Raw genomic sequence first — 12,153 nt, forward strand, 5'->3', positions numbered from 1 at the left:
TCAATCAATCTCTTCTATAATTAATTTGTAATCTTCCTTTATATCAGAAAAAGCATAGGCAGCCTTAATTCTCTTAATTGCTCCCTCAACTTCATTTTCCTTTTCAGTGTAAATTGTCGCAAGTTTATCGCCCTTTTCTACAAGGTCTCCAATTTTTTTGTGAAGGTAAATTCCTGCGCTTAGGTCAAGCACATCATCTTTCTTGTGTCTTCCAGCTCCCAAGTCTCTTGATGCTATTCCAATTTCAATTGCCTCAATGGACTTTACATAGCCAGACTCTTCTGCATAAATTTCTTTAATAATTGAAGATTTTTTAAACTTGTCTGTATCATCGATGTAAGTCTTGTCTCCACCTTGTAGTTCAACCATTTCTTTGAACTTTTCAATTGCAGATCCATCACTTATTTTACCTTCAAGAACTTTTATTGCCTCTTCTTCAGAAGATGAAATTCCTTCCATCATCATTAGTTTAGCTCCAATTCTTAAAGCAATATCTTTTAGATGACCTTCCTTTTTTCCCTTTAGGATATTTATAGCTTCAATAACTTCTAGGCTGTTACCTATGGCATCTCCAAGAGGTTCTTCCATAGAAGTTATAATTGCCTTAGTATTACGTCCGAATTTTTTGCCTAGCTCTACCATTAATTTTGATAATTCTACTGCTGATGGAACGTCCTTCATAAAGGCACCATTTCCAACCTTAACATCTAGGACTAGGGCATCTGTACCTAGGGCAATCTTCTTTGAAAGAATAGATGATGCTATTAGGCTGACATTGTCTACAGTTGCCGTTGCATCCCTTAGGGCATAGAGAAGTTTGTCTGCAGGAACGATGTTTTCTGTTTGACCAATTACTGCAATATTGGATTTTTTTAGGATTTCAATAAAATCTCTTCCACCAATATTTATGGCAAAGCCAGGAATTGCTTCTAATTTGTCAAGCGTTCCGCCTGTGTGACCAAGTCCTCTTCCACTCATCTTTGCAAAAACAAGCCCCACTGATGCAAGTAAAGGTCCTAAGACTAAGGTTACTGTGTCTCCAACCCCACCTGTTGAGTGCTTGTCAACTTTTGATCCAGGAACTTCTGATAAATCTACAGTTTCTCCTGAGTCAATCATTGCCTTTGTAAGATAGTATGTTTCATCTAAATTCAACTTATTAAAATAAATAGCCATTAAAAATGCAGAAACTTGGTAATCAGGAATTTCTCCCTTTACATAATTTTCTACAAAAAATTCTATTTCATTTTGATTTAAAACTTTATTTTCTTTTTTCTTTTGAATAATATCTAAAAAATTCATTAAATTTCCTCGATTATTTCTTTTAATAGTTCTTTAAATTTACCTGCGACTTCTTGGCCAACTTCTACAACTTCTGTGTGGTCAAGAGGAGTGTCTAATATGCCTGTAGACATATTTGTTATAGTTGAAATACCTAGGATTTTTAGGCCCCTGTGTCTTGCAATAATCGCTTCAGGTACAGTACTCATACCAACAGCATCAGCTCCAAGTATCCTTGCCATTCTTACTTCAGCTGCAGTTTCGTAAGATGGTCCTGTGAAGTACATGTAAACTCCCTCTTGAATATCAATGCCAAGTTTTTTTGCAGACTTTTCCGCAACTTCAATGAGGTCTTTGTTATAAAGATCTGTCATGTCAGGAAATCTTGGTCCAAGGTCTTCATCATTTGGTCCAATAAGCGGATTCTTACCCATTAGGTTAATGTGATCATTTATAATCATAAGATCTGCTGGTTCAAAGTCAGTGTTAACTCCACCTGCTGCGTTTGTTAGGATTAGAGTTTTTATTCCTAGACCTGCAAGAACTTCTATTGGATAAACAACTTCCTTGATATCATAACCTTCGTAGTAGTGAATTCTTCCCTTCATTACGCAAACTTCTTTTGAATTAATTTTTCCAAAAATTAGTTTACCATCATGTCCCTTAACTGTAGAAACTGGAAAACCAGGAATTTCTGTATAAGGAATCTCGATTTTATCTTCAATGGAATCGGCAAAATCACCTAGGCCAGATCCCAATACAATTCCAATTTCAGGCTGATTTTTTATTTTTCCTTTTATATAGTCAATCGATTTATTCATTGTTCCTCCTAAAGTTATTGTAGTAAAGAATTCATGCCACACTTTTTGAGTCGTTTATCTCTCCTAAGCTAACAAGTTTTAAGGCTTCCTCAAATTTTATTTTTTCAACAGAAAGATGCTCAAACTCATCAAGGTCTTGGTCGCCTAAAGTCAAGTCTTCTGCATAAAAAATAAATAATTTTTCATTAGTAAAACCTGGAGAAGAATAAATTTCTGCAAGATAGTCAGACTTCTTGGCATCATAGCCAGTTTCTTCTTTGAGTTCTCTTAAGGCAGCCTTTTGAGGTTCCTCTCCAAAATCAACCATACCAGCTGGTATTTCGTAGATCTCCTTATCAATAGCCTTCCTATATTGTTTTATAAGTATAATTTCATCTTCTTCAGTTATGGCAACTATGCCCACAGAAGGCTGTCTTTCCACTATTTCTCTCTTAGTGTACTTTTGTCCCTCCATCTCAACAGTATCAACCCTTAGTTGCAGGACCTTACCGTCAAAGATTTTTGTTGATTTCATAGTTCTTTCTTCATAATTTGAATTTGTCATTTAATCACCAATCATTTCCTTTGCAGTTTCAATTGCAATTTCACTTATATTCATACCGCCAATTAATCTAGCAACTTCATTAACTCTCTCGTCGTAGCTTAATTTGTCAATTGTAGAAATTGTGCTATTGTTAACCACATCTTTTTTTATTGCAAAGTGCGTGTCCGCAAGGGCAACAATTTGTGGCAAGTGAGAAATTACTATAACTTGTCTATCTTTTGAAACTTCCTTTATCTTGTTTCCAACTATTTGAGCTGTCTTTCCACTTATACCCGTATCTATCTCATCAAACACAAGTGTAGGGATATTGTCCTTTTCTGCAATTATGGACTTAAAGCCAAGCATAATTCTTGACATTTCACCACCAGATGCCACCTTTGCCATTGGCATAAGATCTTGGCCAAGGTTGGGCGCGATTAAGAATTCAATCTTGTCAATCCCATCAAAGGAAAGGTCTTTTTCTTTTATATCAATCTTAAACTTAGCGTCTTTAATATTTAACTTGTTGATCTCTTCTTCAACTTTTTTCTCGAGAATCCTTGCAGTCTTTTTCCTATTTTGGCTAATTTTTTCCGCAAGTATTAAGGCTTCCTTCTCTTTTTCTTTGATTTTCTTTAAAAGTTTATTTAAATTATCTTCAAAGTTTTGCAAAAATCTAAGTCTCTCGCTTATTTCATCGAAGAAGATAGTTATAGCCTTAACATTATTTCCATACTTTAATTTTAAATTGTTTACAAGGTCTATTCTTTCTTTTAAAAATTGTAATCTTTCCTCGTCAATTTCACTAGTATTTATATACCTGTCAAGGTCCTTTGCAATATCAGATATCCTAAATCTTATATCCTCTAGGTTTTCTTCCATTTCTTTTAAGTCCTTGTTGTAGCTTGTGACGTCAACCACATTGGCAATCACCCTGTCCAAAATGTCTTCAAGAGAACTTGTCTCGTAGCCTTCATTTATTAAAGACTTAGCTTCAGATAATTTTATCAAAGTGTCTGTCATATTGTTTAGGGCATTGAAGTCATCATAAAGTTCTTCATCGTCATAGTCACTCAGACCTGCATCTTCAATTTCTTTTATTTGGTACTCAAGAAGGTCAATTTCCCTGTCTTTATTTTGTTCCATATTGGACTTTTCATTATATTCATTTTTTAAAGAATTTATTTTTTTCTACAAGTTCTTTTAAATCATCAAGTAGTTGTCTCTGACCCTTGCCTGAAAAGTCATCGATCAACTTCAATTGATTTTTGTTGTCCATTAGGGAAATAGATTCATGCTGAGCAAAAATATCGATAAGATGGCTGGAGATTTTTGATAAAATTTGAGATGTAACAGTCCTGTTGTTGACCCTAGTAATGCTTGGTCCCTTTTCACGAATCTCCTTTGAAACAACAACTAAATCTCCTGAATCAATTCCATATTCAAGAAGAAGGTTCTTAGTTTCTTCATCATAAGAAGAAAAAACTGCCTCAATAAAGGCCCTGTCCTTACCTTTCTTTATAATATCCTTGTTGGCCCTTTGACCAAGGACAAGACCAAGGGAGTCGATAATAATTGACTTACCTGAACCTGTTTCTCCTGTTAAAACATTGAGACCAGATTCAAATTCTATTTTCATATTTTCAATTATTGCAAAATTCTCGATATTTAACTCTAAAAGCATATTTCACCTAATCATTTAAATTTTCATAAGCCTTATTTACAATTTCTTTTGCATCAAAAGTTTCGGAAGATTCTCCGTAATTTGACAAGTATATTAAAAATTCTATGTTTCCACTTGTTCCCTTAATTGGAGAATTTGTCAAAGCCTTTATATTAAGGCCTAGTTCTCCTGCAAGGTCAATTATTTTTTCTATAACCTCAATATGTACTTTTTTGTCTCTTACGATTCCACCCTTGCCAACTTTTCCCTTGCCAGCTTCAAATTGTGGCTTTACAAGGGCAACAATTTCACCTTCCGGTCCCAAGATGTCCTTGGCAACAGGAAGAACAAGTTCAAGTGAAATAAAGGAGACATCAATAGAAATAAAGGAAACATCTTCTTCGATTATTCCCTTGTCAAAATACCTAATGTTAGTCCTCTCAAGAGATACAACTCTTTCATCCATCCTAAGCTTGTAGTCAAGTTGGTTGTAGCCAACATCTATGGCGTAAACTTTTTTGGCTCCGTGCTTTAACATGCAGTGGGTAAAGCCCCCAGTTGATGCACCTATATCCACACAAACTGCATCTCTAAGGTCAATTTCATAGTCATCAATCATCTTCTCAAGCTTGTGGCCACCGCGAGATACAAAGGAGTCTTCAAGTCCCTTAATGTAGATTTTTTCTTCTTCTTTAAGTTGAGTTCCAGGTTTTTCCACCCTATCTGTTCCAATAAAAACCTTGCCTTCCATTATTAGTCTCTTGGCCTTTTCTCTTGAATCAATTAGGCCCTTTTCAACTAATAAGACATCTGCTCGTTTTTTTGCCATTACCTACTCCTATTTACTAATTTGGCTGCAAAAGATTTTAATGCATCCTCTTTAAGTTCAAGACCATCTAGGGCATCATAGGCTCCATTAGTTAAGTCGATAATTTCATTTTGAAGGTCTTCCTTGTCCTTAAATAGGAGCATGTTGATTTCGCCACTGTCTGGGTCCTTTTCTTCATCTAAGAGATCATCTTCAAATTGGTAGGCAATACCAATGTATTCACCAAACTTTGCAAGCTTAGTAATGTTGTCTGGATCAAGACCTGCTACAATACCTCCAACTACAACTGATGCCTTAATTAGGGCTCCAGTCTTTAGCTTATACATATTTTCGCAGTCATCCTCTGTGTAATCTGAAACGTCTCTGTCAATATCAATAGTTTGACCACCAATCATCCCATTAACACCTGTAGCGTTGTAGATATATTTCATGGCCCTCATAGCACGCTTTAAGTCTTCAGGATCTTCAATATTTTCAATATGTCTTAAGAGAATTTCCATAGACATATTTAGAAGTCCATCGCCAGCAAGGATCGCAATCCCTTCAGAATAAACCTTGTGGTTAGTTGGCTTATCTCTTCTAAAGTCATCATCATCCATAGCTGGCAGATCATCGTGAACAAGTGAATAAGTGTGAATCATTTCAATTGCAGCTGCAAAAGGTAGTATTTTATCCAAAGATTCATCTGAAAATTCACAAAAACTTATTAAACAAAAAAGGGGTCTTATCCTTTTACCACCAGAAAACAAGGAATACTTAATAGAGTCAATAACCTTGTGTTGGGGACTGTTGTCGTACTCAAGTAAGGAGCTCAAATAATTATTAAATTTTTCTAGCAAATTATCGAAATCTCTCATCTTTTTTGTCCTCAATAAATTCTGAATTTTCTTCTGCAATAGTTTTAATCTTGCCCTCGTAGGCCTTTAAGGTATTGTTTAAGTACTTATAAAGCTCAATTCCCTTTTCGTATTTTTTTATGGAATCTTCGAGACTAATGTCCTTAGACTCAAGTTCCCTTATTATATTTTCAAGCTCCCTAAAGGAACTTTCATAATCTCTTTCCATTTAATCCCTCACTTCCACTTTTTGAACCTTGGATTCTACTTGGCCATCCTTAAATTTTAAAGAAATAAGATCTCCCGGTCTTGCTTCTCTTGCAGACTTAAGACTTTTTCCATCTTCTGTCAGGATTTCAACCTTATTTATCTTTTCAAAGGCCGAATCAAGTCCCATCTTTAATAGGTTTAGCCTATTTCTTTCATTTTTTAACCTAGTACTTAAGTCATAAGAGCAAAGAAACTTCTCAAAACTCTTAACTTTCCTATGATTATCATTGACATAAGTCTTAAAATAATAATTTAAGAGTTTTTTATCAAAATTTAGACTCTCTTTGTCCTTGTTAATCCTAGAATTTATATTTATAGAAATATTTTTTAGCCTGTAGGAATAATTTTCAAGATTCTTGGACTTTTTTAACTTAAAATTCCCCAGATAAAACTTTTTCTCCTGAAGGTCATACTCATGGTCCTCAATAATTTTTTTTATAGAGGAATTTAAAAGTACATGAGCCCTTAAGAGGTCTCTAGTCCTTTCATTTATCTTATAAACTTGGTTTTTTATAGAAATATTTTTGTATAGATTTAAGAGCCTTAATCTATTGAAATCAAGTCTCCTATCCATGAGATTTTTTAGCTGAGACTTTTTCTTCTCGAGTTCAGAAAAAATTTCATTCTCACTAATAGTCACAAGTTCAGCTGCATTAGTCGGAGTTGCCGCCCTCATATCTGCTACAAAATCACAAATAGTGTAGTCTACCTCGTGACCCACAGCAGAAATCACTGGGATTTTTGATGCAAAAATTTCCCTTGCAAGACCTTCATCATTAAAGACAAAGAGGTCTTCAAAGCTTCCTCCACCTCTGGCAATAATTATTGTGTCTACTGGCTCTTCTTGGTTAAAATATTTCACACCAGAAATTAAAGTTTCAGCTGCATAGGCTCCCTGAACAAGACTTGGATAAATAAAAACATCACAAGTCTTATTGCGTTTCCTAAAAATATTTATAACATCCTCAATGGCTGCACCACTAGTCGATGTAATAAGTCCAATCCTCGATGGATACTTCTTTAATCTCTTCTTGTGGCTAGGGTCAAAAAGTCCCTCCTTAGAGAGTTTTTCTTTAAGATCCAGGTACTCCTGGTAGAGATTGCCCTTGCCATCAAGTTCTAATTGGCTAATATATAAAAAAACCCTGCCACTTCTATCGTAGTAAGTGACAGTTCCCTTTGCCATAACCTTTGCCCCATCGAATATATTACTTTTTATATCCTCTTGGCTTGCCATAGCATCAATACGGGCAAATTTATCCTTGAGAGAAAAATAAATATTTCCATTCTTGTGGTAATTTAAATTAGTAATCTCCCCAGTGACCTTAATGTCCCTTAGGATATAGTCCATTGAGATTAGCTTTTTGATGTAATTATTCAGTTCACTTACATTAAAAGCAGACTTTGCCAAATTAAAAACTCCTGTAAATTGTTCCCAAAATTCCGTTTATAAATTTAGGTGCTTCGTCAGAACTATAAAGTCTTGCAATTTCAACAGCTTCATTAATAGAAACCTCTTCAGGGATATCATCCTTGTAGAGAAATTCGTAGACAGCAACCCTAAGGATTTGCCTGTCAACCTTGGCAAGTCTTGCCATAGTCCAGCCCTTTAAATTTTTTTCTATTGTCTCATCAACTACTTCAAGCTTGTCCAAAATATCTGGAACTACCCTATTGATGTAATCAACTTCATCCCCTTGGAAGTTATTGTTTTCCATAAAAACTTCTAGCTTGTCAGTAGAGAAGTCATTATTTATATCCATGGCGAAAAGGGCCTGCATGGCCCCTATTCTTGCTCTCTTCCTACTCATTTGACAACAGTCTTTTCAGAATTTTTTACAGCAATCCCTGAAATGTGAACATTGACTTCTACAACATCAAAGTCTGTCATATTCTCAATTGCTTCCTTAACTTCTTCTTGTACCTTTTCAGATACTTCAACAATTTTTATTCCGTACTCAATAGTAATATATACATCTACAATAGTTTCTTTTTCGCCAATATTGACTCTAACGCCCTTATTGAAATTTTTTGTATTTAAAATGTCAGTAACTTGAGACTTGAAGTTAGATCCAACCTTAACAACACCATCAACACTTTCAGCTGCAACTGATGCAACTGTAGCGATAACATCTTCAGAAATCTTAACTTGACCTTCTGCCTCATTACCATTAACAAGATATTTATTATCCACTATTACACCTCCAAATTAACTAAAATAATTATACCAAATACTTCTTATATTATCAATTTATTGCACTTTGCATGACTTTTTTTGGAAGATATTTAATAGTAAATTAGACTTGCAAATGTGCTTGCAATTTTATAAGAATTTATTAAAAAATAACTAACTAAATTGAAAACGAAATTGAAAATTTATTATGAGCCCATAAAAATTTTTAAAATCCTTATTAAAGATTGACTAAGATTTTATTGTAACTTCTTAAAAATTTGTAAGCTTGTAATTAAATAGTAAGCAAGAAATAATTATGAAGTCTTTAAAAATTATAAAATTCTTATTAATAAGCAAGTATGAATTTATTATGAAGTCTGTAAAAATTTGTGAGCCAATAACAAAAAGCTTTTTAACAATATTGAGGTGATGATAAAAAAATATGACCTATAAAAATTTTATAAAAAATTATTTATAAGCTTGTAAGTCCTAAGTCGCTAAAATTTAAAATAAAAAAAGCCCGAGGACTTAATACTTGACGTCTAACAAGTATAGTCCACAGGCAGGTGCTGTTGGTCCAGCGGCCTTTCGAGTTTTTTTCTCCAAGGCTTCCTTCATATATTCAATTTCTCTTTGACCCCGTCCTATCTCGAGGACAGTTCCTGTTACAATTCTTATCATATTTTTTAAAAAGGCTTTTGCTACAAAGTCAAAATACAAAAAGTCTCCATCTTCAATGACATCTATTCGATCAATGGACCTTATGGAGTCCTTGACTATGGCCCCTTTTCCCATAAAGGAGTTGAAGTCGTGCTCTCCTATTAAGTAAGAAAGAGCCTTCCTCATCCTATCTGGGTCCACTTCATAGGGATATTCATAGGCACGATTGCGTAAGAGGGCATGCCTATATCTTGACCTGTGAACTACGTAACGATATTTTTTTAATCTTGCATCATATCTTGCGTGAAAATCATCTGGAACATACCTTGCTTCAACAACTGAAACATCTTCTGGCAGGTTAAAGTTCAAAACCTTAGGGAGATTTCCTATATCAATTGTGGTATCAGAATAAAAATTTGCGTATTGTCCCTCAGCGTGAACTCCCTTGTCAGTTCTTCCTGCATAAAAAATCTTCACAGGATGTTTGACAGTTTTTTCAATTCCAAGATTTATTTCTCCCTCAACAGTCCTCTCATCTGGTTGCATCTGAAATCCGTGAAAGTTAGTCCCGTCGTAGTTAATTTTTATTAAAATATTTTTCATATCTTAGAAACCACAACTATTATGCCAAAGAAGATTAGGTTGCCAATAAATAAGATGACATCTTTCTTCACGATCTTTGAGGCATTCATCTTTGTCCTGCCATCTCCACCTCTGTAACATCTTGCTTCCATGGCTGTGGCAAGTTCTTCTGCCCTCCTAAAGGAGTTAATGAAAAGTGGAACAAGGAGTGGAACTAAGTTTTTCGCACGCTTGATTATATTTCCTGACTCAAAGTCTGCTCCTCTTGCCATTTGTGCCTTCATAATCTTGTCAGTTTCTTCTATAAGTGTTGGAATAAACCTAAGGGCAATTGTCATCATCATGGCAATCTCGTGACTTGGAACTCCAATCTTCCTAAAAGGCCTTAAGAGCGATTCTATCCCATCAGTTAGTTCTATTGGCGAAGTTGTATAAGTTAATAAACTTGTACCAAGAACTAAGAGGATTAGTCTTATTCCCATAAAGACAGCAAGGTTTACCCCTTCTTTTGAAATTTTTAAAAATCCAAAAGTGTAAATTGCTTCTCCAGGCGTGAAAAATAAGTTAATTATAAATGTAACGAGGATAATCCACTTCAGTGGCTTTAATCCCTTTAGGACCATTCCAAGTGGTAGCTTGGCGTTAACTATAATTAAAAGTAAGTATAAAACTACTGGTATATACATGAAAACTGATTTTATAAAGAAGAGTGAACATATAAATAAAATCATTGTTATCATTTTTAATTTTGGGTCATACTTGTGGACGGCACTTTCACCAGGAAAATATTGGCCAATTGTTATATCTTTAAACATTAGAAGCACCTCTCAAATATTTTTTTAGAGACTCCTTGGCCTCTTCCACAGTTATGGCATCCTCGTTGATGTCTAGACCCTTCTTCTTTAAAGTCCTCATAAGAGAAGTTATTTGTGGAATCCCAAGTCCAACTCCAAGAAGCTTATCTTCCTCTCTAAAGATATCTCTTGGCTCTCCATCTAAAAAGACTTTACCCTTATCAAGGACAACTATTCTCTCAGCAATTTTCGCCACGTCTTCCATGGAGTGGGAAACTAAAATTACTGTCATCTTCCTCTTTTCATGAATGCTTTTTATTTCACTTAGGATTTCGTCACGACCCCTTGGGTCAAGACCTGCTGTTGGCTCATCAAGTATTAAAACTTTTGGCTCCATGGCAAGGACACCTGCTATGGCCACCCTTCTTTTTAAACCTCCAGAAAGTTCAAAGGGTGACTTGTCCTTATAAGTTTTATAGTCGAGCCCAACTGACTCCATAGAAGACTTTACCCTCTCTTGAACTTCTTCATCACTTATATCCAGGTTTTTTGGTCCAAAGGCAATGTCTCTTTCAATGGTTTCTTCAAAAAGTTGGTATTCTGGATATTGAAAGACTAAGCCAACTTTTTTTCTAAGGTCAGTTAAATTTGCTCCAGACTTATCAACCCTTGTTCCATCAATAATAATTTCCCCAGATGATGGCTTCAAAAGTCCATTTAGGTGTTGGATAAAGGTTGACTTGCCTGAACCAGTGTGACCAATGAGGCCAATGAATTCATTCTCTTCGACTTTTAAGCTGATGTCATCAACAGCCTTCTTCTCAAAAGGGAGGCCCTCGCTATAGATATGTGTTAAGTTGTTAATTTCTATTAGTGACATATTTCCTTCACCATTTCTTCTATATTTAAAACTTCCCCAGAAATATCAAAGCCATCTTTTTTTAGTTCATAGGCAAGTTCTGTTACTTGGGGCACATCAAGGCCAAGTCCCTTGATCTTGTCCACTTGAGAAAAAACTTCTCTTGGAGTCCCACTTAGGACCATGTTGCCATCTTCCATTACAACAACCCTGTCGCTAATGGCCGCCTCTTCCATGTAGTGGGTTATTAAGATTATTGTCTTTCCCTCTTCCTTGTTGAGTTTAACAAGAGTGTCAATTACTTCCCTCCTGCCACTTGGGTCAAGCATGGCAGTTGGCTCATCGAGAATTATATATTTAGGCGACATGGCAAGGATTCCAGCTATGGCTACTCTTTGCTTTTGTCCACCAGAAAGAAGGTGGGGTGCATTTTTTTTATATTCAGACATCCCAACATCCTCTAGGGCACTATCAACTCTTTTTCTTATTTCACCTGGTTCAATCCCCATATTTTCAGGACCGAAGGCAACTTCATCTTCAACAATAGTTGCAACTAATTGGTTGTCTGGATTTTGAAAAACCATGCCAGCAGTCCTTCTTATGTCCCAGATCTCCTCTTCACTCTTGGTATTCATCCCATCAACAAGGACATCTCCCTGTCCTGGCAATAGGAGACCATTTATTAGTTTGGCAAGGGTAGACTTTCCAGACCCATTGTGACCCAAGAGAGCCACAAATTCGCCTTCTTTTATTTCTAAATTTATATCTTTTAAAATCTCTTTTGCATTTTCATCTTCGTAGTCGTATTTAAAAGATAAGTTTTTTATACTAATCATTTTATCACCTTTATGTTAACCTATTA

General features: G+C 35.3%; 15 protein-coding genes. All 15 read right to left on the reverse strand.

Annotation, left to right across the window (positions count from 1 at the left end; translation table 11 throughout):
• The 15 genes from I6I93_RS01165 to I6I93_RS01230 all read right to left on the reverse strand — a co-directional run bounded on the left by I6I93_RS01165 (position 1) and on the right by I6I93_RS01230 (position 12,127).
• Positions 1–1,302 carry a thymidine phosphorylase gene (locus tag I6I93_RS01165; protein ID WP_112890431.1) on the reverse strand — a complete coding sequence of 434 codons (1,302 nt, stop codon included), beginning with the start codon at positions 1,300–1,302 and terminating at the stop codon, positions 1–3.
• Positions 1,302–2,102: a purine-nucleoside phosphorylase gene (locus tag I6I93_RS01170; protein ID WP_112890432.1), complete on the reverse strand. Its 801-nt coding sequence runs from the start codon at positions 2,100–2,102 to the stop codon at positions 1,302–1,304. Before I6I93_RS01170 ends, I6I93_RS01165 begins: the two co-directional genes overlap by 1 nt.
• A 31-nt stretch (positions 2,103–2,133) precedes the next feature.
• Complete coding sequence (locus I6I93_RS01175) at positions 2,134–2,646, reverse strand: NUDIX hydrolase (protein WP_112890433.1); 513 nt, start codon at positions 2,644–2,646, stop codon at positions 2,134–2,136.
• On the reverse strand, positions 2,647–3,771 hold the full coding sequence (locus tag I6I93_RS01180) for a DNA repair protein RecN (protein WP_236587194.1): 1,125 nt from the start codon (positions 3,769–3,771) through the stop codon (positions 2,647–2,649).
• Positions 3,772–3,790: 19 nt separating this feature from the next.
• On the reverse strand, positions 3,791–4,309 hold the full coding sequence (locus I6I93_RS09085; protein ID WP_236587195.1) for an AAA family ATPase: 519 nt from the start codon (positions 4,307–4,309) through the stop codon (positions 3,791–3,793).
• Between the two features lie 7 nt (positions 4,310–4,316).
• A complete protein-coding gene (locus I6I93_RS01185) occupies positions 4,317–5,117 on the reverse strand; it encodes a TlyA family RNA methyltransferase (protein ID WP_112890434.1) in 801 nt (266 codons plus the stop codon).
• Positions 5,117–5,974 (reverse strand): polyprenyl synthetase family protein, encoded by an 858-nt coding sequence (locus I6I93_RS01190; protein ID WP_112890435.1) that lies wholly within the window; start codon positions 5,972–5,974, stop codon positions 5,117–5,119. Before I6I93_RS01190 ends, I6I93_RS01185 begins: the two co-directional genes overlap by 1 nt.
• Positions 5,958–6,182, reverse strand: coding sequence for an exodeoxyribonuclease VII small subunit (gene xseB / locus I6I93_RS01195; protein ID WP_060799977.1), 225 nt, complete (start codon positions 6,180–6,182; stop codon positions 5,958–5,960). Before xseB ends, I6I93_RS01190 begins: the two co-directional genes overlap by 17 nt.
• On the reverse strand, positions 6,183–7,634 hold the full coding sequence (gene xseA, locus I6I93_RS01200) for an exodeoxyribonuclease VII large subunit (RefSeq protein ID WP_112890436.1): 1,452 nt from the start codon (positions 7,632–7,634) through the stop codon (positions 6,183–6,185). It abuts the gene before it with no gap.
• Between the two features lies 1 nt (position 7,635).
• Entirely contained in the window at positions 7,636–8,034 is a 399-nt protein-coding gene (gene nusB / locus I6I93_RS01205; RefSeq protein ID WP_070701963.1) for a transcription antitermination factor NusB, read from the reverse strand.
• Complete coding sequence (locus I6I93_RS01210) at positions 8,031–8,417, reverse strand: Asp23/Gls24 family envelope stress response protein (RefSeq protein WP_070701964.1); 387 nt, start codon at positions 8,415–8,417, stop codon at positions 8,031–8,033. The genes nusB and I6I93_RS01210 overlap by 4 nt, the downstream gene beginning before the upstream one ends.
• Positions 8,418–8,924: 507 nt before the next feature.
• Positions 8,925–9,659, reverse strand: a complete 735-nt coding sequence (gene truA, locus I6I93_RS01215; RefSeq protein WP_070701965.1) for a tRNA pseudouridine(38-40) synthase TruA — start codon at positions 9,657–9,659, stop codon at positions 8,925–8,927.
• Positions 9,656–10,453: an energy-coupling factor transporter transmembrane component T family protein gene (locus I6I93_RS01220; RefSeq protein ID WP_070701968.1), complete on the reverse strand. Its 798-nt coding sequence runs from the start codon at positions 10,451–10,453 to the stop codon at positions 9,656–9,658. The genes truA and I6I93_RS01220 overlap by 4 nt, the downstream gene beginning before the upstream one ends.
• Positions 10,446–11,312 carry an energy-coupling factor transporter ATPase gene (locus I6I93_RS01225; protein WP_112890437.1) on the reverse strand — a complete coding sequence of 289 codons (867 nt, stop codon included), beginning with the start codon at positions 11,310–11,312 and terminating at the stop codon, positions 10,446–10,448. The genes I6I93_RS01220 and I6I93_RS01225 overlap by 8 nt, the downstream gene beginning before the upstream one ends.
• Positions 11,303–12,127 (reverse strand): energy-coupling factor transporter ATPase, encoded by an 825-nt coding sequence (locus I6I93_RS01230; RefSeq protein ID WP_112890438.1) that lies wholly within the window; start codon positions 12,125–12,127, stop codon positions 11,303–11,305. Before I6I93_RS01230 ends, I6I93_RS01225 begins: the two co-directional genes overlap by 10 nt.
• Between the last annotated feature and the right edge of the window lie 26 nt (positions 12,128–12,153).

This window comes from Peptoniphilus harei (assembly GCF_016726485.1).
GTDB lineage: Bacteria > Bacillota > Clostridia > Tissierellales > Peptoniphilaceae > Peptoniphilus_A > Peptoniphilus_A harei.

What these genes read in the sequence shown, in the direction of transcription:
- I6I93_RS01225 (WP_112890437.1), bottom strand. Translation starts at nt 11,312, where the DNA reads ATGTCACTAATAGAAATTAACAACTTAACACATATCTATAGCGAGGGC.
- nusB (WP_070701963.1), bottom strand. Translation starts at nt 8,034, where the DNA reads ATGAGTAGGAAGAGAGCAAGAATAGGGGCCATGCAGGCCCTTTTCGCC.
- I6I93_RS01170 (WP_112890432.1), bottom strand. Translation starts at nt 2,102, where the DNA reads ATGAATAAATCGATTGACTATATAAAAGGAAAAATAAAAAATCAGCCT.
- I6I93_RS01180 (WP_236587194.1), bottom strand. Translation starts at nt 3,771, where the DNA reads ATGGAACAAAATAAAGACAGGGAAATTGACCTTCTTGAGTACCAAATA.
- I6I93_RS01220 (WP_070701968.1), bottom strand. Translation starts at nt 10,453, where the DNA reads ATGTTTAAAGATATAACAATTGGCCAATATTTTCCTGGTGAAAGTGCC.
- truA (WP_070701965.1), bottom strand. Translation starts at nt 9,659, where the DNA reads ATGAAAAATATTTTAATAAAAATTAACTACGACGGGACTAACTTTCAC.
- I6I93_RS01175 (WP_112890433.1), bottom strand. Translation starts at nt 2,646, where the DNA reads ATGACAAATTCAAATTATGAAGAAAGAACTATGAAATCAACAAAAATC.
- I6I93_RS09085 (WP_236587195.1), bottom strand. Translation starts at nt 4,309, where the DNA reads ATGCTTTTAGAGTTAAATATCGAGAATTTTGCAATAATTGAAAATATG.
- I6I93_RS01230 (WP_112890438.1), bottom strand. Translation starts at nt 12,127, where the DNA reads ATGATTAGTATAAAAAACTTATCTTTTAAATACGACTACGAAGATGAA.
- xseB (WP_060799977.1), bottom strand. Translation starts at nt 6,182, where the DNA reads ATGGAAAGAGATTATGAAAGTTCCTTTAGGGAGCTTGAAAATATAATA.
- I6I93_RS01185 (WP_112890434.1), bottom strand. Translation starts at nt 5,117, where the DNA reads ATGGCAAAAAAACGAGCAGATGTCTTATTAGTTGAAAAGGGCCTAATT.
- I6I93_RS01165 (WP_112890431.1), bottom strand. Translation starts at nt 1,302, where the DNA reads ATGAATTTTTTAGATATTATTCAAAAGAAAAAAGAAAATAAAGTTTTA.
- I6I93_RS01190 (WP_112890435.1), bottom strand. Translation starts at nt 5,974, where the DNA reads ATGAGAGATTTCGATAATTTGCTAGAAAAATTTAATAATTATTTGAGC.